At 70.4% G+C, this 22171-nt stretch carries 16 protein-coding genes; 7 read left to right on the top strand and 9 right to left on the bottom strand.

What is annotated here, in order from left to right:
• Nucleotides 1-63: 63 nt before the first annotated feature.
• The 5 genes from E0493_RS10650 to E0493_RS10630 all read right to left on the bottom strand — a co-directional run bounded on the left by E0493_RS10650 (nucleotide 64) and on the right by E0493_RS10630 (nucleotide 5302).
• Nucleotides 64-747: a class I SAM-dependent methyltransferase gene (locus E0493_RS10650; RefSeq protein ID WP_160936917.1), complete on the bottom strand. Its 684-nt coding sequence runs from the start codon at nucleotides 745-747 to the stop codon at nucleotides 64-66.
• Between the two features lie 190 nt (nucleotides 748-937).
• Nucleotides 938-2428, bottom strand: coding sequence for an argininosuccinate lyase (locus E0493_RS10645; protein ID WP_235913692.1), 1491 nt, complete (start codon nucleotides 2426-2428; stop codon nucleotides 938-940).
• A gap of 180 nt (nucleotides 2429-2608) precedes the next feature.
• Nucleotides 2609-3616, bottom strand: a complete 1008-nt coding sequence (locus tag E0493_RS10640) for a zinc-dependent alcohol dehydrogenase family protein (protein WP_160936915.1) — start codon at nucleotides 3614-3616, stop codon at nucleotides 2609-2611.
• A gap of 76 nt (nucleotides 3617-3692) precedes the next feature.
• The gene (locus E0493_RS10635; RefSeq protein WP_160936914.1) at nucleotides 3693-4043 is read right to left on the bottom strand and encodes a DUF1428 domain-containing protein; all 351 of its coding nucleotides are present in this window, start codon (nucleotides 4041-4043) and stop codon (nucleotides 3693-3695) included.
• Nucleotides 4044-4189: 146 nt separating this feature from the next.
• Nucleotides 4190-5302 (bottom strand): M20 family metallopeptidase, encoded by a 1113-nt coding sequence (locus tag E0493_RS10630; RefSeq protein WP_160936913.1) that lies wholly within the window; start codon nucleotides 5300-5302, stop codon nucleotides 4190-4192.
• Nucleotides 5303-5355: 53 nt separating this feature from the next.
• Here E0493_RS10630 and E0493_RS10625 point away from each other — a divergent pair, with 53 nt between their 5' ends.
• From E0493_RS10625 to E0493_RS10615, 3 genes are all read left to right on the top strand, one after another.
• Nucleotides 5356-6492 carry a threonine synthase gene (locus E0493_RS10625; RefSeq protein WP_160936912.1) on the top strand — a complete coding sequence of 379 codons (1137 nt, stop codon included), beginning with the start codon at nucleotides 5356-5358 and terminating at the stop codon, nucleotides 6490-6492.
• On the top strand, nucleotides 6489-8048 hold the full coding sequence (locus E0493_RS10620) for a M81 family metallopeptidase (RefSeq protein WP_160936911.1): 1560 nt from the start codon (nucleotides 6489-6491) through the stop codon (nucleotides 8046-8048). The genes E0493_RS10625 and E0493_RS10620 overlap by 4 nt, the downstream gene beginning before the upstream one ends.
• Before the next feature lie 495 nt (nucleotides 8049-8543).
• The gene (locus E0493_RS10615; protein WP_160936910.1) at nucleotides 8544-9683 is read left to right on the top strand and encodes a methyltransferase; all 1140 of its coding nucleotides are present in this window, start codon (nucleotides 8544-8546) and stop codon (nucleotides 9681-9683) included.
• Between the two features lie 286 nt (nucleotides 9684-9969).
• Here E0493_RS10615 and E0493_RS10610 read toward each other — a convergent pair whose 3' ends face one another.
• Both E0493_RS10610 and E0493_RS10605 read right to left on the bottom strand, forming a co-directional pair.
• A complete protein-coding gene (locus E0493_RS10610) occupies nucleotides 9970-10974 on the bottom strand; it encodes an aldo/keto reductase (RefSeq protein ID WP_160936909.1) in 1005 nt (334 codons plus the stop codon).
• Between the two features lie 482 nt (nucleotides 10975-11456).
• On the bottom strand, nucleotides 11457-11672 hold the full coding sequence (locus E0493_RS10605; RefSeq protein WP_235913691.1) for a DUF1127 domain-containing protein: 216 nt from the start codon (nucleotides 11670-11672) through the stop codon (nucleotides 11457-11459).
• A gap of 112 nt (nucleotides 11673-11784) precedes the next feature.
• Between E0493_RS10605 and E0493_RS10600 the strand changes: the two genes are divergently transcribed.
• Nucleotides 11785-12747 (top strand): transcriptional regulator GcvA, encoded by a 963-nt coding sequence (locus tag E0493_RS10600; RefSeq protein ID WP_160936908.1) that lies wholly within the window; start codon nucleotides 11785-11787, stop codon nucleotides 12745-12747.
• Between the two features lie 537 nt (nucleotides 12748-13284).
• On the opposite strand, the gene E0493_RS10595 is transcribed toward E0493_RS10600, so the two are convergent.
• Complete coding sequence (locus E0493_RS10595; RefSeq protein ID WP_367614489.1) at nucleotides 13285-15423, bottom strand: hybrid sensor histidine kinase/response regulator; 2139 nt, start codon at nucleotides 15421-15423, stop codon at nucleotides 13285-13287.
• Nucleotides 15420-16922 carry an ATPase domain-containing protein gene (locus E0493_RS10590; RefSeq protein WP_160936907.1) on the bottom strand — a complete coding sequence of 501 codons (1503 nt, stop codon included), beginning with the start codon at nucleotides 16920-16922 and terminating at the stop codon, nucleotides 15420-15422. The genes E0493_RS10595 and E0493_RS10590 overlap by 4 nt, the downstream gene beginning before the upstream one ends.
• 1174 nt (nucleotides 16923-18096) lie before the next feature.
• Between E0493_RS10590 and E0493_RS10585 the strand changes: the two genes are divergently transcribed.
• The 3 genes from E0493_RS10585 (at nucleotide 18097) to E0493_RS10575 (ending at nucleotide 21840) form a co-directional block, all read left to right on the top strand.
• Nucleotides 18097-19185, top strand: a complete 1089-nt coding sequence (locus tag E0493_RS10585) for a mandelate racemase/muconate lactonizing enzyme family protein (RefSeq protein WP_160936906.1) — start codon at nucleotides 18097-18099, stop codon at nucleotides 19183-19185.
• A gap of 635 nt (nucleotides 19186-19820) precedes the next feature.
• Nucleotides 19821-20243, top strand: coding sequence for a CopG family transcriptional regulator (locus E0493_RS10580; protein ID WP_160936905.1), 423 nt, complete (start codon nucleotides 19821-19823; stop codon nucleotides 20241-20243).
• 298 nt (nucleotides 20244-20541) lie between these two features.
• Nucleotides 20542-21840: an extracellular catalytic domain type 1 short-chain-length polyhydroxyalkanoate depolymerase gene (locus E0493_RS10575; RefSeq protein ID WP_160936904.1), complete on the top strand. Its 1299-nt coding sequence runs from the start codon at nucleotides 20542-20544 to the stop codon at nucleotides 21838-21840.
• Nucleotides 21841-22171 lie beyond the last annotated feature (331 nt).

The following is a 22171-nucleotide window of genomic DNA, read 5'->3' as shown; positions in this document are numbered from 1 at the left end:
GACCGCGGGGCGACGGAGGCTTCAGCCCCGACCGCCGCCCTGCCGGGAGCGGCGGCGGGGGGCTCAGTCGTCCCAGGCGCTCATGGCCGTGGCCGCCGGGTAGTCCACCTGATGGATCGCGACATGGCCGAAGCCCGCGCGCATCACCTGGGTCCAGGCGTCGGCGCCGTACTCGGTCCGCACCAGGAAATCGTCCGGATGCGCCGCGGAATTGCCGTGCCAGCTTTTCGGCAGCCCCTCTCGTCCCCGCGTCATCCGCCCGACGATGACGGGCACGGTGAAGCAGAGCCGCCCGCCCGGGGCGAGCACCCGCCGGCACTCCTCAAGCCCCCGGATGGGATGCGGGACGTGCTCCAGGGTGTCGGAGTGGATGAGGAGGTCGAAGCTGGCATCCGGATAGGGCAGGGCTTCCATGTCCACCTCCGGGAAGTCGCCCCGCACATAGCCGGGCAGGGCGGCCAGGGCGGCGGAAATCGCCTCGGCGCCGTTGATGTCCAGGATCCGGAGGCTGGCGAGGCGCGGATCGCCGCCCAGCTCGCGCATCGTGCGGCTGGTGCGGAGGGCGTCCCGGATGGCCGCCCCGAGTGCCACGATCCGCAGGTTCGCGCCGCAGCCCTGGCAGGCGCAGCCCTGCTGCCGGTTGACGTAGGCAGTTTCCTCCGCGCTCAGGCCCCAGGCGGCGACGAGTTCCGGCCAGAGCACCTCCTTGAAGGAGAACGCCGCTCCGCCGCAGATGGAGCAAATCATCCTGGAGACCTCCGTCCCTGAATCACGCGGTCATGCTCCCGGGCGCGCCTGCAACGGGCTCGATCGGAGAGGGCGGACCTCGTACACGCCGGCGCCGGCATCCGGCAAGCTGTCCCCGTCGCTCCGGATGGCGGGAAGGGGAGGCGCGCCGCGCACGGCTTCCCGCACGCCCGCACCGCCCGGCACGGCCCTACTTCCCCCCGGCGAGAAGCTTGCGGAAGTCGCTGTCGAGGCTGGCGAGCGCACCGTCGATGCGCTGGCGGTGCGCCTTGATCCAGCTCTCCTGCGCCGCGAGGTCGTCCTTCCCCTCGCCGACCATGCGCGCCATCTCGGCCGGCTGGGGGCCGCCGCTGGTGGCGCGGTTGCGCACGATGGCGACGGGGTCGAGGGTGGCGCGGAACTCGGCCTCGCTCATCGGCAGGGTGGCGTTCTCCACCTGCATCTCGTGCCGCACGGTCTCGGCGTAGATGCGCTGCGCCTCGGCATAGGGGAAGTCGCTCGGGCGGATGTCGTTGGCCTTGGCGTGGCTCACCACCTCGGAGGCGAAGTGGTGGCCGACGCGGAAGGGGAGGCGGTATTCGCGCATCAGCTTGTCGGCCACCTCCTGCGAGGCGGTCCAGTCGCTGTTCAGCTCCTCCAGCGCGCGCTCGGGGCTGATCACCAGGGCGTTCAGCACGCGGTCAAGGGCGGCCAGCATGCGGGTGGCGCCGGCCACCATGGCGGTGTTGTCGCGCACGCTCTTGGCGTCGCTCATGCCGGGCGGGATGTTGTGCGCCTGGATGACGCGGCCGACGCCCGCCGTGATGACGCGCGAGGCCTCGGCGCGGGTGTCGTTCAGCAGGCCGGGGTTGCGCTTCTGCGGCATGGCGCTGGAGACGTAGGTGTTGCCGCCGCCCTCCTGCAGCAGGATCCAGGGGCGGGGCTGGGCGTACTGCGTCATGACGTCCTCGACAAAGGCGCCGACATGCAGGGCCATGCCGTTGACCACCGCGCCGATCTCGACCGGCATCTCGGTGGCGAGGATCTGCGCCGCGTCATAGGCGTTGTCCACGGTGCCGGGGAAGCCGAGATACTTCGCCATGCGGTCGCGGTTCAGCGGCCAGCTGGTGCCGTTGAGCACGGTGGTGCCCATGGGCGAGAGGTCGAGCCGCGCATAGGCCTGGCGCAGCCGCTCGGCGTCGCGCTTCAGGCCGGCGACGTGGCCGAGCAGGTAGTGGCCGTAGCTGTTTGGCTGGGCGGCGACGCCGTTGGTGTAGTTCGGCACCACCGTGCCGGCATGCGCCTCGGCCAGGCGCAGCATGGTGGCGGTGGCCTTGTGGAGCTGGGCGGCGAGTTGCAGCAGCGCGTCGCGCAGCATGGCGGCGCGCACGGTGGCGAGCATGTCCTGGCTGGAGCGGCCGGCATGCAGCAGGGTGGCCTCGACGCCGGCGGCCTCGATCAGCAGCGGCTCGAAGGTGATGACTAAAGTGGGGCGCTTGCCGTTGGGCTGGCCGCCCGCCTCCAGCACCTTCTCCAGCCCGGCGGCGATGCGCGGGGCGAAGGCGGGGTCGAGCAGGCCCTCCTCGGTGTTGATCACCGCGCTGGCCTTGTTGATCTCGCCCAGCCAGAAGAACTCGTCCCGCTTCGGCGTGGTCTGGGCCGAGGCGGGAGGAGCCAGGGAAGGAAAGGCAAGTCCGCACATCAGCAGGGCTCCAAAGCAGGTTCCAAGTCTCGACATTGTTCCCTCCCTTCGCCGCCGGCGGCTGGCATGCGCCCCAATGGCCGGCCGGGCGCGGATTGCATCCGTTCCGCAAGAAAGGAGCGAATTCTGCGGCTTGTCGAGAGCGGGCCCGTTCGGCCATGCCGGGTGCGGAGGCGGGCTTCAGAACTCCAGGCAGATCTTGCCGAAGTGCCGGCCGGACTCCTCGTGCCGGAAGGCGTCGGCGATCTGCGCCAGCGGGAAGCTGCGGTCGATCACCGGGCGCAGGCCGGTGGCGTCGAGCGCCCGCACGAAGTCCTGCTGGTGGCGGCGGTTGCCGACGATCAGGCCCTGCAGCCGCGCCTGCCTGGCCATCAGCGCGGCGGTCGGCACCTCGCCCTTGCGGCCGGTCAGCACGCCGATCAGCGAAATGTGGCCGCCCACCCGCACGGCGGTGATGGACTGCTCCAGCGTGCCGGGGCCGCCGACCTCGACGACGTGGTCCACGCCGCGCCCGCCGGTCCAGTCGCGCGCGCGGCTGCCCCAGTCCGGCTGCTGGCGGTAGTTGAGGGTGTGGTCGACACCGAGCTCGCGCAGGCGCTCCAGCTTGGCGTCGGAGGAGGAGGTGGCGATCACCGTCGCGCCCATGGCCTTGGCGATCTGCAGGGCGAAGACCGAGACGCCGCCGGTGCCGAGCACCAGGACGACGTCGCCCGCCCTGAGCCCCCCATCCACTACCAGCGCTCGCCAGGCGGTCAGGCCGGCGGTGGTGAGGGTGGCCGCCTCGGCATGGCTGTAGCCGAGCGGGGCGCGGGTGAACCAGGTGGCCGGGCGGATGACGGCCTCGCGGGCATAGCCGTCCACGCCGTCACCGGGGACGGTGGCGAAGTCGCCGACGGTGGGCGGGCCGTCCTGCCAGCCGGGGAAGAAGCAGGAGACCACATGGTCGCCGGGGGCGAACGCGTCCACACCCTCGCCAACGGCCTCGACCAGGCCGGCGCCGTCGGCCATGGGGATGCGGTTGTCCGCGGTCTTCATGCGGCCACTGACCACGCCGAAGTCGTGGTAGTTGAGCGAGCTGGCATGCAGCCGGACTCGGATCTCGCCCGGCCCCGGCGCCTCGGGATCCGGCATCTCCACCAGTTCCAGGCGCTCCAGCCCGCCGGGCGCGCGTACCACGATGCCTTTCATCCACCGGCTCCTTCCGTTCGGTGTGACCAGCAGGGGGAACGGGTGCGCGCGGCCGCCGTTGCAGGGCGGAAGGCCGTCAGGCCTCCACGAGCGGGACGAAGCCGCCAAAGATCATGCGCTTGCCGTCGAAGGGCATCTCGCCCAGCGCCTTCATGCGCGGGTCGCTCATCACGCGCGCATGCAGGGCGTCGCGCGTGGCCTTGTCCGGGTATTCCACCCAGCTGAAGACGACGACTTCCCCCTCCTCCGCTTTCACCGCGCCGCGAAAGTCCGTGAGCTTGCCATCCGGCACGTCGTCGCCCCAGCACTCCACCACGCGGGTGGCGCCGAACTCGCGGAACAGCGCCGCCGCGGCGGTGGCATGCTGGCGGAACGCTTCCTTGTTGGCGGCGGGCACGGCCAGGACGAAGCCTTCGACATAGGACATGGTCGTCTCTCCCTGTTGGCCGGACACGGCACGGACGTGCATCCGGCGTCTTTACGTTGATATCAACACAAAGCCGCCAAGTCAAAGCGGACGAAATCCAGGAGAGTGCGAGGGGGCGGCGCCCCCTCGTCGACGGCCTTCCGGTGTCAGGCCCCCATCAGCCGGTGGAAGAGCGGCACCGCGGCGGCGAGACGGGCGATGCTGGCCCGCTCGCGCGGGCTGTGGGCGGTGTCCATCACCTCCGGCCCGAGGATGATGCAGGGGGCGATCTCCTGCAGCTCGCTGGCATCGGTGCCGAAGGGGCGGGTTTCGGCCTCGTGGCCGGTGACGGCCTCGGCGGCGCGGACCAGGGGGTGGTCGGCCGGGGTTTCCGGCGGGCGGCCCTGGCGAATGATGGTGAGCCGCACCCCGGCGCGCTCGGCGGCGGCCTCGACGGCCTGCACCACGGGCGTCGGGTCGATGCTGCGGCTGTAGCGGAACTTGATGCGCGCCGTCGCCTTGGGAACGGTGACGTTCACCGCCGCGCCGTGATTGTCGAGGACCGGGTTGAAGTCGCTGAAGGGCGGGGCGTAGGCGGCGTCGTGCAGGCTGGTGTCGGTGCGCAGGCGCTCGGCGAGGGCCTTCATCTCGACCAGAAAGGGGATCAGCGCCCAGTTGGCGTTGCGCCCTGTGCCGAGCGAGGAATGCGCCTGGATGCCCTCCGCCACGGCGACGAAGTCGATGTTGCTGCGGTGGCCGCGCACGGGGACGAGGCTGGTCGGCTCGGCGACGATCACGCCGCGCGGCGCGGCGCGGCGGGCGAGGGCGGAGCGGTCGGCGATGGCGCGGGCGCCCTGCTTGGTGGTCTCCTCGTCGGTGGTGATGAGGAGGGTGGCGGGGAGATGCGCTGGAAGGGTGCGGGCAGCGACGATGCAGGCGGCCAGCGGCCCCTTCATGTCGGCCGCGCCGAGGCCGTGCAGGATGCCCCCGGCGTCGATGCGGCCGGAGAAGGGGTCGTCCTGCCAGCCGGTGTCGGGCACGGTGTCCATGTGGCCGGAGAGGGCCACGCCGCCACCCTGTTCTCCCTTGGTGGGGCCGCGATGGGCGACGAGCACCTGCTTCGCCACGCCGGCGGGGTCGGTGTAGGCGATGCGCTCCAGCTCGAAGCCGTCCAGCTCGGCGGCGATGCGGTCGGCAACGGCCTGGTTGGAGACGAAGGAGCGGCTGTCCAGCCGCACGAGGTCGGCGGCGAGCCGCGCCACGGCGTCGATGTGTTCCATGCTGCCTGCCTATCCCTTGTCGGGCGGGCGCTGGCAAGCCACGCTGCGACCCCATGCAAGACCCTGCCTATCTCGACCCCCGCAGCGGCCGCACCTGGCCGCTTTCCGAGCCCCGCTGGTGCGGACCGGAGGGCCAGCCGCTGCTGCTGACCGACCTGCCCGGCCTCAAGCGCGACGAGATCGACGCTGGCGAGCGCAGCCTCTGGCGCTACGCCGCCGCGCTGCCCTTCCGGCCCGAGTCGCGGATCAGCCTGGGCGAGGGCTGCACGCCGCTGGTGGCCGCGGAATGGAACGGCGCGCCGGTGCGCTTCAAATGCGAGTGGTTCATGCCGAGCGGCAGCTTCAAGGACCGCGGCGCCTCGGTGATGCTCTCGCTGCTGCGGGCGCAGGGCATCGGGCATGTGCTGGAGGACTCCTCCGGCAATGGCGGCGCGGCCATCGCCACCTATGCGGCGGCGGGTGGCATGCGAGCCAAGATCCTGGTGCCGGAATCGACCAGCCCGGCCAAGACGGTGCAGTCCCGCGCCGTGGGGGCGGAGATCGAGCTGGTGCCCGGCAGCCGGCAGGACTGCGCCGACGCCGCGCTGGCCCAGGGGAACGACCCTGCTGAGGATATTTTCTACGCCAGCCACAACTGGCACCCCTTCTTCCTGCACGGCACCAAGACGCTGGCCTACGAGCTGTGGGAGGACCTCGGCTTCCAGGCGCCGGACAACGTCATCGTGCCCTGCGGGGCGGGGTCGAACGTGCTGGGCTGCGGCATCGGCTTCTCCGAGCTGCTGCGCGCGGGGGAGATCGTCCGCCTGCCGCGCATCTTCGCCGCCCAGCCGGCGCATTGCGGGCCGATCGCGCGGGAGTTCCTCGGCGAGGCGGCCGTCGCGCCGCGCCCGACCATCGCGGAGGGCACCGCCATCGCCCAGCCGATCCGCACGCCGGAGGTGCTCTCGATCCTGCACGGCAGCCAAGGCGGCGCCGTGCTGCTGGAGGAGGCGGAGATCGCCGCGGCGACCGGCGCCCTGGCGCGGCAGGGCCTCTATGTCGAGCCGACCTGCGCCCAGGCGGCCGCCGCCTTCGCGCGCCTTCTGGCCAATGGCACCATCAGCCGGGACGAGACCACCGTGGTCGTGCTGACGGGCAGCGGCCTCAAGGCCACCCAGCGCCATGCGGAGCTGCTGGGACTGGCGCTGTGAGCGTCGCCGCCAGGAGCGGCAGCGGGGCGTCCGGTCCGCGCATCGCCCTGCTCGGCTTCTCCATCGAGTGCAACCGCTTCGCCCCGGTGGCACGGCGGGAGGACTTCCGCTGCTGGCTGGAGGGCGAGGCCATCCTCGCCGATGCGCGCAGCCCCGCACCGAGCGCGCTGGGCGAGATGCCGGGCTTCGTCGCCGCCATGGACCGTGACAGTCCCTGGCAGCCGCGCCCCATCCTGCTCGCCATGGCCGAGCCGAACGGCCCGGTGGAGCAACCCGCCTTCGACACGATGATGGCGGCCTGGCGCGCCGGGCTGGAGGCGCTGCGCGGGCAGGTCGAGGGCGCCTATTGCGTGATGCACGGCGCCGGGCTGACCACCGCGCTGGACGACCCCGAAGGCGCGTTGCAGAGCCTCGTCAAGGACGTGCTGGGGCCGGACGTGCCGCTGGTCTGTTCCTACGACCTGCACGCCAACGTCTCCGAGGCGATGGTGGCGCAGTGCGACGCCTTCGTCGGCTACCGCACCAACCCGCATGTGGACATGCGCGAGCGCGGCGCGGAATCGGCGGCCCTGCTGCGCCGGCTGATGCGGGGCGAGCGCTTCCACCGCGCCTTCCGCCGCCTGCCGATCGTGGCGCCCAGCGTCAGCCTGCTGACCGCCAAGGGCCCCTATGCCGAGGTGATCGAGTTCGGGCAGGAGCGGCAGAAGGTGCTGGGGCCGGACAAGGTGGCGAACGTCTCGGTCATGGGCGGCTTCGCCTATGGCGACACGCCCTTCAATGGCTTCGCCATCATCGTCACCGGCCCGGACCGCGACGCCTGCGAGGCGCTGGCCGACGCGCTGGCCAAGGAGGCCTGGAGCAAGCGCGACCGCTTCGTGGCGAAGCTGACGCCGCTCAGCGAGGCGGTGCAGCGGGCGCTGACCACCGAGGTGCCGCTGGCCTTCGCCGACGTCGCCGACAATCCCGGTGGCGGCGGCGGTGGCAACACGATGTACATCCTGGAGGCCTTCCACAAGGCAGGGGTGAGGGATGCCATCCTTGGCCTGATCCACGATCCCGCGCTGGCCGCGGAGGCGCACCAGCTCGGCAAGGGTGCGCGCCTCGCCGCCCGCTTCAACCGCGCGGCGGAGGACAGCTTCGCGCATCCCTTCACGGCGGAGGCGGAGGTGCTGGCGCTCTCGGACGGCAAGGTGACGGGGCGGCGCGGCATCTTCGCCCGCACGGCGATGGATCTTGGTCCCACCGCCGCGTTGCGGCTGGGCGGCATCGTGGTGGTGGTGATCAGCCGGCGGACGCAATGCGCCGATCCCGCCTTCCTGGAGCATCTTGGCCTCGACATCGGCGCGGCGCGCTGCGTGGTGGTGAAGTCGCGCGGACATTTCCGCGCCGGCTTCGACGAGTTCTTCACGCCGGGGCGCATCGTCGAGGTGGACACGCCGGGGTTGACCTCGCCGATGCTGGACCGCTTCACGTGGACGAAGCTGCCGCGCCCGGTGCTGCCGCTCGACCCGGAGACGCGGTGGCGCCCGGGGCAGGGAGTGTCAGGGCAGCCCTGACATCGCCGGGCCGCCAAAGCCCTGCTGCGGAGCCCGGCCGCCCGGTCGTCTCGTCATGGCCGATCATGTCCATCACACCAGCCCTGTCCGCGATTACGTCCGGAGAAGGCGCCGTACCGGACATCCGGCCGAAGCGGAGCTTCCGGAGCCGTGCGGAATGTCCCGACGCGAGAGAAGCCGCGCCGGCTCCGGGCCACGATCCGCTGCGATGTCGGGCAGATCGCGCCNAATGTCCCGACGCGAGAGAAGCCGCGCCGGCTCCGGGCCACGATCCGCTGCGATGTCGGGCAGATCGCGCCAGAGCATTCTCCGTTCGCTCTGGCTCACGGGAAATGCTCTGGCCGTTTGCTTTGACGAGCATCTTCACCCGCCCCGATGATGCCGTCGGAACGGGATCTGCTCTAGATACGGACTCCAGATACTGACTCCCCTGGGAGAGATGCCGGCCATGCCCCTTTTCACCGCCTTGTGCGCCGCGCGCGCGTCGCAGTGCCCATGAGTGTGCCCCGCCTGGAATGGACCGAAGGCGCCGCCACCCACGACGCGGCTTGGCTGTCTGCGTCCGGGACCCTCCCGCCCCGCCGCGTTGAAGCTGTCGATGACACGCTGCGCGCTGACGATGCCTTCCGGCTGGCCTGCGAGGGCGTCGGGATGCTGTGGCGCGCCGATTTCCAGAATGCCCGGCATCTGCTTGAGGCGCTGGCACGGCGCCTCGACAAGCGTGCGGCACGCAGCCGCCTGCCCGACGGCATGCCGATGCGCGAACGCTTCCATCGCTATCGGCAAGGCCGGGCGCATCGCGCGCGCATCCTGGGCATGGTGCTGGTCCCGCTCGATGACGCACAGGGAATTCCTCTGCGGCGCGCGCCGGATGTGCGCGCGGCCTTGCACCACGCGCTCGGCCAACCCGTGGGCGGCGCCGTGATGGCGTTGCGCGAGTTGCAGGGCATGGTGGGTGCCTACGAATGGCATCGCAAGGGTGTGCCGATCGCGGCGCTGGGGGGCGCGCGGATTCACCCCGACTTCGGCGTGTTCTCGCCCATCCGGGGTGAATACCTCGATTTGGTCGCGCGTGCGCCATTGCCGATGGGCGGGGATGCCTTCGACATCGGCACGGGCACCGGCGTGTTGGCGGCCCTGCTGGCCCGACGCGGCGTATCCACCATCATCGCCTCCGACATATCGCCGCGCGCCCTGGCGTGCGCCCATGCCAATGTCGAGCGGCTGGGCCTGTCCGGGCAGGTTACGGTACAGGAAGCCGACTTGTTTCCGCCGGGGCGCGCAGCCCTGGCGGTCTGCAATCCGCCCTGGCTGCCGGGCAAGGCATCCTCGACACTCGAGCAGGCGGTGTATGATCCGGACAGCCGTATGCTGCGCGGCTTCCTGGACAAGCTGCCGATGCACCTGTTGCCGGAGGGAGAGGGCTGGCTGATTCTTTCCGACCTCGCCGAACATCTCGGCCTGCGCAGCCGCGACCAGCTGCTGGGCATGATCGAGACCGCCGGGCTGGCGGTCATCGAGCGGCTCGATACCCGGCCGCGGCATGGCAAGGTCCTTGATGCGAACGACCCGTTGCACGCCGCACGGCTTCACGAGACCACCTCGCTTTGGCGCCTGCGCGTGGCGCGGTCCTGAGAACCGCGAGCGCGTTCCTGCGGCGGACCGGTTGCGCCGGGGCGCGCGAGCGGTGCGGCCGGATGAACCGGGGTCAGGGCGCGCTGATCTCCGCCCTGCTTCGATCAGGTCGGAGCGACCATCGTCGGCATGCCGGGGCCGTGCCGAATTTCGGGTTGCCGCAACAGGTCCGCGCCGCACGCCGGCGGCGGTCGCATGTCCGCGAACCTGCATGCACACCCGGAAGCCGCCTGTCGCTTTCCGGCTGATCTCCGCCTTCGATCGGAACCGGAAGGCGCATGCCCCCTCAGCTGTCTTCGTCCGAGAAGCCGGCGGTGAGCTCGGCGACACGCTGCAATGCCGCCGCCGGCAGCGGGCCCTTCAGCACGGCGGCCAGCGCCGCCTCGAACTCCTCCAGGCTGGCCATGCCGACCAGGACCGTTCCCATCGCGGGATGCGCGGTGGCGAAGCGGATCGCGGCCTCCGGCAAGGAGGCCGCGAAACCCTCCTCCACCAGCGGCGTCAGCCGGGACGCGCGGCGGAGATCGCTGTCATAGGACGTCCCTGACCCCATCGGCGCCGGGGGCGGGCTGGCGACCGGATGGCGATGCGCGGAGCCGCTCAGCGCCCCGCCCGCCAGCACACGGATGCCGACAGCTCCCATGCGCGCCGCCCGCATGCGCTCGAGCAGCCGCCGGTAGTCCTGGGCCGGGTAGTTGTTTGGCAGAACCATGCCGGCCGAAGGGTTCAGCATGTTGTAGATGACCTGCGCGCCACCGAAGAAGCCGGCTTCGATGACCTGCTGCAAGGCGGCGGTCTCTCCCACCGCGGTCATGGCGGGCAGCCGCAGCTTGCCGGCAGCCTGGAGCGCCTGGAACGCAGGCACGACCTCCTCCAGCACCTGCGGCACGCTCAGGTTCTCGCCGCCGCCGCGCAGTGTGATCTCGTTGTGCAGGTAGAAGATGTCCACCTGCTCCCGTTGCAGCCGCTTCAGGCTGCCGTCGAGGGAGGCCGCGATCGCTGCGGCGATGTTGCCGAACGCCTCCGGGCGCAGCCGCACCTTGGTGCCGACCAGGGCATCCTTCGCCCTGAGCTTGCGCAGCACCGTGCCCAGGTTCTGCTCCGAGGCGCCGTTGCCGTATTGCACGGCGGTGTCGAAATAGTTGATGCCGGCCTCCAGGGCGCGGGCGACCGCCGCCTCCTGGTCCGCGGCGGCGCCCCGCACCATCAGGCCACCGACGCCGCCGCAGCCGAAGCCGAGACGCGAGAGGGGGAGATTGTCCGGGCCGAAAGGGCGTGTCTCGATGGGCATGATCTGCTCCTGCGGGCCTGAAGGGCAGCCGTGTCGCGCGGCATAGTGCTGCCGTGAGGCCCAGCGCGCCAGGGGGGGCAGGTTGGCGGCCGTCGGGTAGAACCTCGCGCCTTTCGCTTTTCAGAACCTCGAAAGGAACTTGACCGCAGGGCCGTGCCGATGCCTGGCAAGTCGCTGAAGCCGTCGAGCTTGTGAGCTTGGGATCAAGCCGGCCAACTTTCCGGCGCCGGAGGGATGCCGCCGTTCAGGAAGGCAGTTCCACCAAGCCCGGAGAGCGTGTTTCCGGAAAAAGAAGCGGTGCGGAAAAGGGAGGCCTGGAGGCTCGGCGAACTCGCGGCGGAGCCCTGCGCGCGCGGGGCTCCGTCCCATTCAGCCGCCTCTCCAGCGCAACCGTACAATCCCGTCTGCAGCGCGTGAGCTTCCGGCGCAGCGGCCGCGCCTGGTCCGGCGGCGCAGGCGCCACGCCTGCCTTCCCCCACCGATCAGGCCCGCCAAAACGGCTTGCGTGCCTCGACACCCGCTTCATAGGGCGTCACGCCGATGTCGCGCAGCATGCGTGCGTCGAAGCTGGCCAGGGCCTGCCGCTCGCGCGAGCGAGCGAGCATTAGCTGAGCTACACGAAGCAAGACCCGGAGCGGATCGGCGAGGCGGCGCCGCATCCGGCTGGTGCCGATCGTGGCGAAAGGAAGGTCGGACATGTTAGCGAACCTCTTCCTGTCTGTGTGGGCGACGCCATTTTCGGCCCTGCCGCGGACCGGAGACAAACCAATTCGCTTGCGGCTGAGGCTTAGAGGAACTAAGCCATCCATCATGTCGGCCAAGCTGCCCCCGCTCGCCTCGCTGCGCGCTTTCGAGGCGGCTGCGCGCCATCTGAGCTTCGCCCGCGCGGCCGAGGATCTGCTGGTTACCCCGGGTGCGGTGAGCCAGCAGGTGAAGCAGCTTGAGGATTGGCTGGGCGTTCCCCTGTTCCGCCGGCTGCCCAAGGGCGTGCTGCTGACCGACGCGGGGCAGCTCTATGGGGGCGAGTTGCGCGAGGTGTTTGCGCGCCTCGCTGCCGCAAGCGAGCGCGTACGCCGGCATGCCGCCGCGCCGGTGCTCACCATCAGCACATCGCCTTCGCTCGCCGCGCGCTGGCTGATCCCGCGCCTCGGCGAGTTCCGCGCCCGTCACCCCGACGTCGATGTGCGCATCGAGGTGAACCCGGCACCCACCGACTTCGCGCGCGAGAACGTCGATGTGGCGATCCGCCAGGGGCCCGGCCCTTCCTGGCCGGGGCTGCACGCCGATCTGCTGTTCCCGCATGTGCTCTTCCCGGTCTGCAGCCCACGGCTGCTTGAGGCGGGACCGCCGTTGCGCACGCCTGCCGACCTCGCCCGGTTCACCCTGCTGCACGAGGATCCATGGATTGACAGCCTCGGGCGCCTGCACGACCTGACCTGGGGGGCGTGGCTCGCCGCGGTCGGCGCGGAGCAGGTGGACGCGTCACGCGGCCTGCACTTCGCGCAGGCGCATATGAGCCTCCAGGCGGCGCTGGCTGGCCAGGGCGTCGCGCTCGGCAATCAGGTGCTCGCGGGTGAGGACCTCCGGGCAGGCCGCCTGGTGCGGCCGCTGCCTCAGGAGGCGCGGGCGGACAGCAGCTACTGGTTCGTCTGCCCGGATGGCGCGGTGACGCGGCCGCGCGTCGCCGCCTTCCGCACCTGGCTGCTCGAAGAGGCGGCGCGCGAGCGCCGCACCCTCGCCGCGCGGCGGGCAGGTGCGCGACGGCGACGCTGAGGGTGCCTGGAAGCCCGTTCCCTTGGGGGAGAATGGCGCCGGTCGGCTTGCGGCGGGCGCCATCTGCCTCTGAGCCGTTGCTCCTGGCCAGACCGCGCCAGTCCGGGGCATCGGCGCCCTGCATTCCGTTGATGCCTGACCGGTCCGGCCCTGTCCGGCGATGAAGCCGACGAGGTGCTGGCCAAGCTGACTCACCCCGTCGCCGCTCGACCGCCACCCCGGTCTCCGCCGCCAGGCCCTGGGCCCGCTCGCTCAGCGGGGTGGATAGGGGGAGGCGTTCGAGGCCAGGAACCGGCCGGGGGCGCGCGGCCACCGCTGGAACCGCGAGAGGCAACCGCGTGCCTGGTTCATCGCCGTGGCGAAGGCGCAGCGGGAGGCGGAGCGGGAGGCGGAGCGGGAGGCGGAGCGGGCCGTCCCGCAGGCGGAGATCCATCGCAGCCGGAAGCGGCTGCCGAGGCGGCCCATGCGGTCGGGTCGGTCTGAAAACTTACGGGCCGGCTTCCAGGACGCCCCTGCGCACGGCTTTCATCCCGGCCCCTATGGCGGCGGTCCGCCTCCGGCGAGCCCGCTGGAGACGCGAGACGGAAACGCTTCATCCGCGATCAGGCCATTGATCCTGGCTGCGAGGGCCTCCAACGAGAAAGGCTTCGTGAGCACGGACATGCCGGGGGTGAGGTGCTTCTCGCCCATGACGGCATGCTCCGCATAGCCGGTGATGAACAGCACCCGCAGGTCCGGCCGCAGGGCTCGCCCCGCATCCGCCAGTTGCCTGCCGTTCATGCCTCCTGGCAGGCCGACATCGCTCACCAGCAAATCGACACGCGCCGATGAGCGGAGCACCTCCAGCCCGGACCGCCCATCCGCCGCCTCGATCGCGCAATAGCCGAGGTTCTGGAGCACCTCGGTGACCAGCATGCGGACGCTCGGCTCGTCGTCCACAACCAGAACGGTCTCGCCCGGCTTGGCGCGCGACGCCACGGCGACGCCGGACCTTCTCGCCGCAGCCTCGGCTGCCTGGGCGTGCCGCGGCAGATAGAGGCGGACCGTGGTGCCGCGGCCAACCTCCGAATGGATCCTCACCTGCCCGCCGGACTGGCGCACGAAGCCGTAGATCATGGAAAGGCCAAGCCCGGTTCCCTGGCCCATGGGCTTGGTCGTGAAGAACGGGTCGAAAGCGCGCTCGATCACCTCCGGAGACATGCCCGTTCCGGTATCCGTGACGCTCAGCGACACGTACTGGCCCGGCGGCATGTCGCGAGGGCCGGCGGCCCGCCCATCCAGGAAGATGTTTTCCGCCTGGATCATGATGCGGCCGCCATCCGGCATGGCGTCGCGCGCGTTGATGCACAGGTTGAGCAGGGCATTCTCGAGCTGGTTCGGGTCCACCAGCGTGGACCAGAGATCCTGTACGCTGGCCATCTCCAGCGCGATGGCTGGCCCGATCGCGCGCGTGATCAGCTCGGCCACCCCGGCCATCAGGCTAGCGACGTCGGTCGGCTTGGGATCGAGGGTCTGCCTCCGCGAGAACGCCAGAAGCCGGTGCGTCAGGGCCGCCGCCCGGTCCGCCGATTGCTGCGCCGCGACAATGAAGCGGTCCAGCTCCGCGGTCCGTCCCTGCCGCATGCGCATCTGGAGCAGCTCAAGGCTGCCGGTGATGCCGGTCAGCAGGTTGTTGAAGTCATGCGCCAGGCCGCCCGTGAGCTGCCCGACCGCCTCCATCTTCTGCGACTGGCGGAGCTGCTCCTCGGCGCGCTCGCGCTGCTCCACCTCCGCCATGACCTTGTCATGCGCCTGCCTCAGTTCGACGGTGCGGGTGAAGACCCGCTCCTCCAGCGTCTCGTTCAGCTGATGGAGCCGGTCCTCGGCGGTCTTGCGGTCCGTGATGTCGGACGACACGCCGACGAGGCGCGGCCTGCCACCCTGCCGGTCGCGCACCACGCGGGCACGGATCTCGGCCCAATGGATGCTGCCGTCCGGCCAGACCGTGCGGTATTCGATCGCGTAATCGACGTCCCCGGCGATGCTGGCCCCGACGGCGGCCTGCATCCTCGCGCGGTCCTGCGGATGGATGCTGGCCAGCAGGTCCTGGTAGGTGAAGGGCGCTTCCGGTCCGCGCCCGAAGATGGCTCTGCAGGTCGCCGAGGCCGCCAGGGTCTCTGTCTGGACGTCGAACTCCCAGGATCCCAGGCGCCCCGCCAGCAATGCGATCTGCAAGCGGTTCTCGCTCTCGCGCAGCTCCTCGATCCGCGCCCGCGCCTCGAACTGCCGGTGTCGGCCCTTGAGCGCGGAGCGGGTGACGCTGACGAAGGTGGTGGGATGGAACGGGCGCTCCAGGAAGGTGACGTTGCCGAGCGCCTCGGAAAGCCGGGCCGCGGCCGAGTTCTGTTCCGGGCCGTCGCCGCCCCGGGTCAGGACGATGAAGGGCAGGTCGGACCATGTGGGCTGCGCCGCGAGCCTGGCGGCGATGCCGCTGAGATCGGCGCCTTTCAGCGCCTCCTGCGTGACCACCGCGAAGCAGGCAGTTTCGTTGAGCCCTGCCTCGAAGCTCGCCAGATCGGAGCAGGTGCGGCAGGTCGCGCCCACTTCGCGCAGCAGCGCCTCGGCGATCATCGCATCGCGGCCATGCGGCGTGTAGATCAGGGCTTGGGGCGCCTGATCCACAGGAACCGGCTTCACGTCGCGGACGGCATGCTTAACAGAGGCGCCGCGTTCCCGACCAAGGTCGGCACGCCCCTGAGCACGCCCTGGAAGCCCACGAGCGGCTTGCCCAGGCTGAGGCCGTTTCCACTGATGCGGTATTCGCGGATCGTCTCCTCGTGCGCCCCGGTGCGTTTCTTGATGACGGACACGGCGCGCCGCACCTGGCCCGTCGCCTCGAAATAGCGGAGCAGGATCACGGTGTCCGCCAGGTAGGTGATGTCCACCGGAGACTTCATGTCGCCCACCAGCCCGTGCTGCGCCACCGTCAGGAAGGTGGTGGCGCCCTGCCGGTTCAGGTATTGCAGCAGCTCGTGGACGTGCAGGATCAGCGCGTTCTCGTCCGGCATCGCGGCCTGGTAGCCGTTGAGGCTGTCGATCACGACCGTCTTGGCCTGCGCGATGTCCACGCGCTGCCGCACGCGATGCGCGAACTCGCCGGGCGAAAGCTCGGCGGCGTCCACCTGCTCGATGTGCAGCGCTCCGCTGTCGCGCATCTGTTCCAGGTCGAAGCCCATGCTGCGGGTGCGGCTGAAGAGAAGGCCCAGTTCCTCGTCGAAGACGAAGATCGCCGCCTTTTCCCCGCGCTCCACCGCGGCAGCCACGAACTGCAGCGCGAAAGTGCTCTTGCCCGTGCCGGCGGGACCCAGCACCAGGGCGCTGGAGCCTTGCTCGATGCCTCCGCCGAGAAGCGCGTCCAACTCAGCAATGTCGCTGGTCATGCGGTGGCGATCGAAGCCGCTGCGGTGTTCGGCGGCCACCAGGCGGGGGAACACGTGCACGCCGCCATGCTTGATGGCGAAGTCGTGGAACCCGCCCCGGAAGGCCTGGCCACGGTACTTCGACACCCGCAGCCTGCGCCGCTCGGCGCCGTATTCCGGCGCCAGTTCCTCCAGCCGGATCACGCCATGGGCGACGCTGTGGACTGTTTTGTCGAGCGCGTCCGAGGTGAGGTCATCCAGCAGCAGCACGGTGGCGCCGAAGCGGGCGAAGTAGTGCTTCAGCGCCAGGATCTGCCGGCGGTAGCGCAGAGAGCTCTGCGCCAGCAGGCGGATCTCGGACAGGCTGTCCAGGACGACGCGGGCCGGCTGGACGCGTTCAAAGGTCTCGAAGATCTGCCGGGTCGCTTCGCCCAGCTCGAGGTCGGAGGAATACAGCAGGCTCTGCTGCTGCGCCGCGTCGAGCAGGCTTTCCGGCGGCACGAGTTCGAACACCGCGACCTCGTCCGGGATGGTCCAGCCATGCGAGCGCGCCCCGTCGCGCAGCTCTCGCTCCGTCTCGGAGAGGGTGATGTAGAGGCCTTGCTCGCCCAGGCGCGCGCCTTCGAGCAGGAAGCTGAGCGCGACCGTGGTCTTGCCCGTGCCGGGGCTTCCTTCCAGCAGAAAAAGGTGGCCGGGCGCCAGCCCGCCGACCAGGATGTCGTCGAGGCCGGCGACACCGGTCCGAGCCTTGCCCGAAGCCTTTGGATCATGGTTCATGGGGCGCTCCGATCTGGACCAGGACGGCATGCGGGGAGGGTGCTGAGGACGGCTGGCCAGCCGGCACGCCGGCGCTTTCCAAACCCGCGGTAAGGCGCGGTTTTGCTGCCCCCTTCGCCGGCAGGCGAGGGAAGCCCCGCAGCAGCGTTCCAGCCGCAGCCCCCCCCTCTCCAGGGTGAGGGCGCCACGGCCGGCGAGAATGCGGTGCAGGGGTTGCCACAGGGTCGCGCGGTCGAGAACTGCCTGGCTTGCCGCGAGCCCCAGCGCAGGCAGGATCCGGTCACGCAGCGAGGGGCAAAGTGGGGTAGCCGGACTACGCGGGGCAGGCGGCACGCGGCTCATGCTCACGGATGTAAGGCACTGCTTAACAGTTCACAATGGCGAAAGCGTCGAGGTGCCGCTCATCTGCCTCCGCCCCGTGATGGCCGGCCGGGGACGCGGCCGATCTGGAAGCCGCTGGGTTGCTGCGGCGGGCGGATGCGCCCAGGGACGAGGCCGCCGCTGCGCTGTGCGCCCGGACCGAGGCGGGCGCAGTGCGCGGCGCCGCCTGCTTTCCGACGGGGGTACCTGCCGAGCGCGATCATGCCTGTCCGGCGGCGACGCCGCTTCGTCAGCGCTGAGGTGGCGCGGCTGGAGGGTGGTGACCATGGTGCGCTGGCTGGTCGGCTTCGCCTTGAAAGAGGGATCGAGCGCACTGGCCATCCCTTCCGGCGACATGCCGGGACCGGTGTCGCTGACGCTGAGGCAGACGTACCGACCGGCTGACAGCGCGCGCTCCTGGGTCTCATCCGGCTCCAGTCGGCGGTTGGCCGTCGCGCCGGCTGGCTCGCCGCCGTCCGGCATGGCGTCGTGGGCGTCGATGCATGGGTTGAAGGCCATATTCTCCGGCGGGCTGGGTCCGCCGGGATGGTCCAGACTCGCTTGCGGCCACCGCCTCAACCTTGATGGCGGGCCCGACAGCCCTGCGCGACCACCAGCGCCCGGCCGCCGAAGGGCTGCCGGTCAAGGCGTTCCGGACGCGCGCGCTGCCGGAGCCCACCGGCACCGCGGGCCCTGAAGGACTGGGCCTTCATGCGAAAAGGGGCAGGGGCAGGCAGGCGATTACAGGCCGATGAAAGCATAATATGGTCGGCCAGAACCGGAGCCGTAAATCGGCGAAGAATGGAGGAGCGTCATGCCAAACGTCGTTTCGATGGAGGCCGGCTATTATCGTGTTCCGCTTGAGGTCACCTTGAGCGACAGCACGCATGGCGACATGCTGGCCTTCGAGCTCAACACTGTTCGTCTGCGGGATGCCGACGGAGCCGAGGGCGTCGGCTACACTTTCACCGTCGGCCGCAACGGCGCGGCGATCGACGCGATCCTGACACGCGACATCCCCGAACAGATGGTCGGGCAGGATGCGGACCGGATCGAGCTGCTTTGGCAAAGGGTCTGGTGGGGGCAGCATTATGGTGGCCGGGGCGGCCCCACCGTCCTTGCCCAGTCGGCGCTGGACATGGCGCTGTGGGACCTCAAGGCCAGGCGGCTCGGGCAGCCACTCTGGAAGCTGCTCGGTGGCTATGACCCGCGCGTGCCGTGCTACGCCGGCGGCATCGATCTCGACTTTCCGCTCGACAAGTTGCTGCGGCAGACCGACGACAATCTCAGGAAGGGCTTTCGCGCGATCAAGATGAAGGTGGGGCGCAAGCGGCTTGCCGAGGATGTCGAGCGCGTCAGGGCCATGCGCGAGCACCTCGGTGAGGGTTTTCCCCTGATGGTGGACGCCAACATGAAGTGGAGCGCCGACGAGGCGATCCGGGCAGCCCGCGCCTTCCAGCCCTACGCCCCGGCCTGGCTGGAGGAGCCGGTTATTCCCGACGACGTGGCCGGGCAGGTGCGCGTGGTGCGCGAGGGCGGCCTGCCGATCGCCGCCGGCGAGAACCTGCGCACGCTGTGGGAGTTCAAGCAACTGATCGCCGCTGGCGGCGTCACCTATCCGGAGCCGGACGTCACCAACTGCGGCGGCGTGACGCCCTTCATGAAGATCGCGCACCTGGCCGAGGCCTACAACCTGCCAGTTACCTCGCACGGCGCGCACGACGTCACGGTCCACCTGCTCGCCGCGGCGCCGAACCGTTCCTACCTTGAAGCTCACGGTTTCGGGCTTGATCGCTACATCGCCGAGCCGTTGCGAATCGAAGAGGGTTTCGCGGTCGCGCCGGACCGGCCGGGACACGGGATCGAGTTCGACTGGAAGGCGCTCCAGGCCATCCGGGCTTGACTGCTTGAGGCAAGGCCGGCCGCCACAGGGGGAGGGGGGAAGTTGGCTGACGGAGCGGCTTGAGGAACGGGGGCGGGGGCAGTTCCCGCCATCATCCCGAGGCGCCTGTCCTGCTGTTGGAGGGAGATGCCGACGGCCTGCCAGCCTGCCCGTGCAGCTTCGCCGGCGAAGATCCGGGTTGCGCTGGTGCGAGCTGTGGCGCCGCACGCCTGTTTTCGCCGCGCCGCGAATGCAGGCGGGCGGCGAAGCCGTGACGGCCGCCGGAAAGATGCAGTTTGGCCCGCCGGTGGAGGCGGCGCGCAGCATCAATCAAGCGGCTTCCACAGACCTGGCGGTGGGCGCGATATGTCGCCGCGGCCATGGCGGGGTTCAGCGAGGAGGGAGGGCCATGCACCCGCTCCGGGATCCGGCCCGCCGGAACCGTCGCGCCTCCACCAAGCGCCGGAGCACGATCCCGGCCGGATGTGGACCGAGGGGGCGCAGCGCCCTGCACAACAGCTCTGGCACCCTCATGGCATGTCGCCGAGGCGGCAAGCCGCTGCGGGAAGCGGTCTGCTGCCCTCCTGACCGGGCTTGAAGTTCCTGGTCGAACCTCCACATACCATCCAGGTGGATGGCGAGAGGATGTCCCGAGGATGGCGAGCACCCTTCACGAACTGCGGCCCCGGGCCGGCGGTGACACCGAGAAGGTCACGATCAATCTCGGCTATGTTGATCTCGGCCATATCGACCTGCTGGTGCAGGACGGCTTCTACTCGAACCGCACCGACTTCATCCGCACCGCGATCCGTAACCAGATCGAGCGGCATGCCGATGCGGCGAGGCTGTCCGTTGCGCGGAAAAGTCTCGACCTAGGCCTGCGGCACTACAGCCGCGAGGACCTCGAGGCGGCGCAGGAAGCGGGGCAAACACTCCATATCCGGGTGCTGGGCCTCGCCAGCATTGCGGCGGATGTCTCGCCCGAACTCGCCCGCGCCACGATCGCATCGGTGTCCGTCCTGGGCGCGCTGCAGGCCAGCGCCGCCGTGAAGGCGGCCCTCGCCGACCGCACCCGCTGAGAGCCCGTTTGAGAATGGCTGCGGCTCGGCCTGGCGGATCGTCTCCGCGCCGGGGGCGTCAGACCCTTGCCCCGATGCTCCGCATCGGGTCCGCGGATCGTCCCGCCCGGCACAAGAAGGTCTCGCCAGCCCGCCGCCGCCCCATTCTCGAACGGGCTCTGAGTGTTCTCCATCGTTGCTGCACCAGAATCCCGGATCGGCGCCATGCGCCGACACCCCTGGGAGGTCCAGCCGGGCTGCGGGTCGGACCTGCCCATGGGGCAAGGCTGCGCGCTCCCGAAAATCGAAAGATCCGCACATGAACACCGCGCCGCTCCCCGACATGGCCGAGGCGACCCGCCTCACTCGCGAGGGCCGCCTCGCCGAGGCCACCGCGCTCCTGCAGCGCCGGCTTCGCGGCATGCCGCCATCAGCCGCAGAGACGTTCGAGGCGCCGCAGCTTGCCAGAAACGGGATGCCTCCCGGAACTCAGCGGCCACGCATCATCGACGTCGAACCGGAAGCCGGCGAGATGGTCGATCCCGGCGAGGTCGTCCACCGGGGCCGGCCCGAAGAGGCGCGCGCCAGCCCCTGGCAGGTGGCCGGCGACCTGCATGGGAGCGTGGCACCGCAGGCGCCGGGCGCGTTACGCGGCATTCTGGCCGGGCTCGACGCGGGCGGCTTGGCGGGAAAACCGGATGCGATGCGGCGAGCGCCGACGCATGCACGGGCACGCCTTCCCGAGGGAGCGCAGTTCATGGCGGGAACCTTTACCGCCGAGGCCGGAAGCCGCTCCTACAAGTTGTACATCCCCAGCACGCATCGCGGCGAACCGGCGCCACTGATCGTCATGCTGCACGGGTGCACCCAGTCGCCGGACGATTTCGCTGCCGGCACGCGCATGAATACGCTCGCCGAGGAACATGGCTTCCTTGTTCTGTATCCAGCCCAACCAAGTTCCGCCAATGCGCAGAAATGCTGGAACTGGTTCAGTCCCGCCGACCAGAAGCGCGGTCACGGGGAGCCCGCGTTGATCGCGGGCATGACGCGGCAGATCATGCGCGACCATGCCGTAGAGCCTCGGCATGTTCATGTCGCCGGGCTGTCGGCCGGTGGAGCGGCGGCGGCGATCATGGGGCAGGCCTATCCTGAGCTTTACGCGGCGGTTGGAGTGCATTCCGGCCTGGCCTGCGGCGCGGCGCGCGACCTTTCTTCCGCCTTTTCCGCCATGCGGCAGGGCGCGCCCGGTGCGCTTCCCTGTTCAGGAAAGCCGCAAGGGGTGGTTCCGACCATTGTGTTCCACGCCGACCGGGATGCCACGGTGCACCCCCGCAACGGTGACCAGGTCATCGCGCAGTCGGGCGCTGCCGCCTCCACCGCTCTCCGGACGGAGGTCCAGCGTGGCCAGGTGGCGGGCGGGCATGCCTATACCCGGACCATCCAGGCCGATGCCGAAGGGCGGCCCGTGCTGGAGCAGTGGCTCATCCATGGCGGTGGCCATGCCTGGTCCGGCGGCAGCCCCGCCGGCTCCTACACCGACCCGCGCGGACCTGACGCCTCGCGCGAGATGCTCCGCTTCTTTCTGGACCATCCGCACGGCGGCGCCGGCGCGAGATGATCCCTGGGGTCCGGCCGAATGGCCGGACTGCGCGGTGATCCCCGGGGCCGCGCGGAGGAGCTGGGCTGCAGAGCGGGCAGCGGCGGAAGACGGGTGACCACGCCGGCGCCCCGCCTCCAGGCTTCGGCAGGAAGAGGGCGAAGCGGACGAAGCCGATGGTGGTCGCGGTGCGAGAACGTGCCCTGCCGATCGCATCCTGGATCGGCAGGGCAGGAACCGAGAGCGCCGCATCAAAGGTCGCGAACCGGAATGCCGCGGTGCGCGCCTTCCGGATCTCCGAAATCCCCTCCACCTCGCCCTCGCCAAGCGCCTCCAGCGCGCAGGCGGCTAG

Source organism: Teichococcus coralli, from assembly GCF_009829925.1.
GTDB classification, from domain to species: domain Bacteria; phylum Pseudomonadota; class Alphaproteobacteria; order Acetobacterales; family Acetobacteraceae; genus Pseudoroseomonas; species Pseudoroseomonas coralli.
The sequence above is the reverse complement of the archived record's forward strand: the minus strand, read 5'-3'. Positions and strand labels throughout refer to the sequence as shown.

Bases quoted from the DNA above. Each gene is read 5' to 3' on its own strand.
- E0493_RS10650 (WP_160936917.1), bottom strand. From the start codon at position 747: ATGATTTGCTCCATCTGCGGCGGAGCGGCGTTCTCCTTCAAGGAGGTG.
- E0493_RS10645 (WP_235913692.1), bottom strand. From the start codon at position 2,428: ATGTGCGGACTTGCCTTTCCTTCCCTGGCTCCTCCCGCCTCGGCCCAG.
- E0493_RS10640 (WP_160936915.1), bottom strand. From the start codon at position 3,616: ATGAAAGGCATCGTGGTACGCGCGCCCGGCGGGCTGGAGCGCCTGGAA.
- E0493_RS10635 (WP_160936914.1), bottom strand. From the start codon at position 4,043: ATGTCCTATGTCGAAGGCTTCGTCCTGGCCGTGCCCGCCGCCAACAAG.
- E0493_RS10630 (WP_160936913.1), bottom strand. From the start codon at position 5,302: ATGGAACACATCGACGCCGTGGCGCGGCTCGCCGCCGACCTCGTGCGG.
- E0493_RS10625 (WP_160936912.1), top strand. From the start codon at position 5,356: ATGCAAGACCCTGCCTATCTCGACCCCCGCAGCGGCCGCACCTGGCCG.
- E0493_RS10615 (WP_160936910.1), top strand. From the start codon at position 8,544: ATGAGTGTGCCCCGCCTGGAATGGACCGAAGGCGCCGCCACCCACGAC.
- E0493_RS10610 (WP_160936909.1), bottom strand. From the start codon at position 10,974: ATGCCCATCGAGACACGCCCTTTCGGCCCGGACAATCTCCCCCTCTCG.
- E0493_RS10605 (WP_235913691.1), bottom strand. From the start codon at position 11,672: ATGTCCGACCTTCCTTTCGCCACGATCGGCACCAGCCGGATGCGGCGC.
- E0493_RS10600 (WP_160936908.1), top strand. From the start codon at position 11,785: ATGTCGGCCAAGCTGCCCCCGCTCGCCTCGCTGCGCGCTTTCGAGGCG.
- E0493_RS10590 (WP_160936907.1), bottom strand. From the start codon at position 16,922: ATGAACCATGATCCAAAGGCTTCGGGCAAGGCTCGGACCGGTGTCGCC.
- E0493_RS10585 (WP_160936906.1), top strand. From the start codon at position 18,097: ATGCCAAACGTCGTTTCGATGGAGGCCGGCTATTATCGTGTTCCGCTT.
- E0493_RS10580 (WP_160936905.1), top strand. From the start codon at position 19,821: ATGGCGAGCACCCTTCACGAACTGCGGCCCCGGGCCGGCGGTGACACC.
- E0493_RS10575 (WP_160936904.1), top strand. From the start codon at position 20,542: ATGAACACCGCGCCGCTCCCCGACATGGCCGAGGCGACCCGCCTCACT.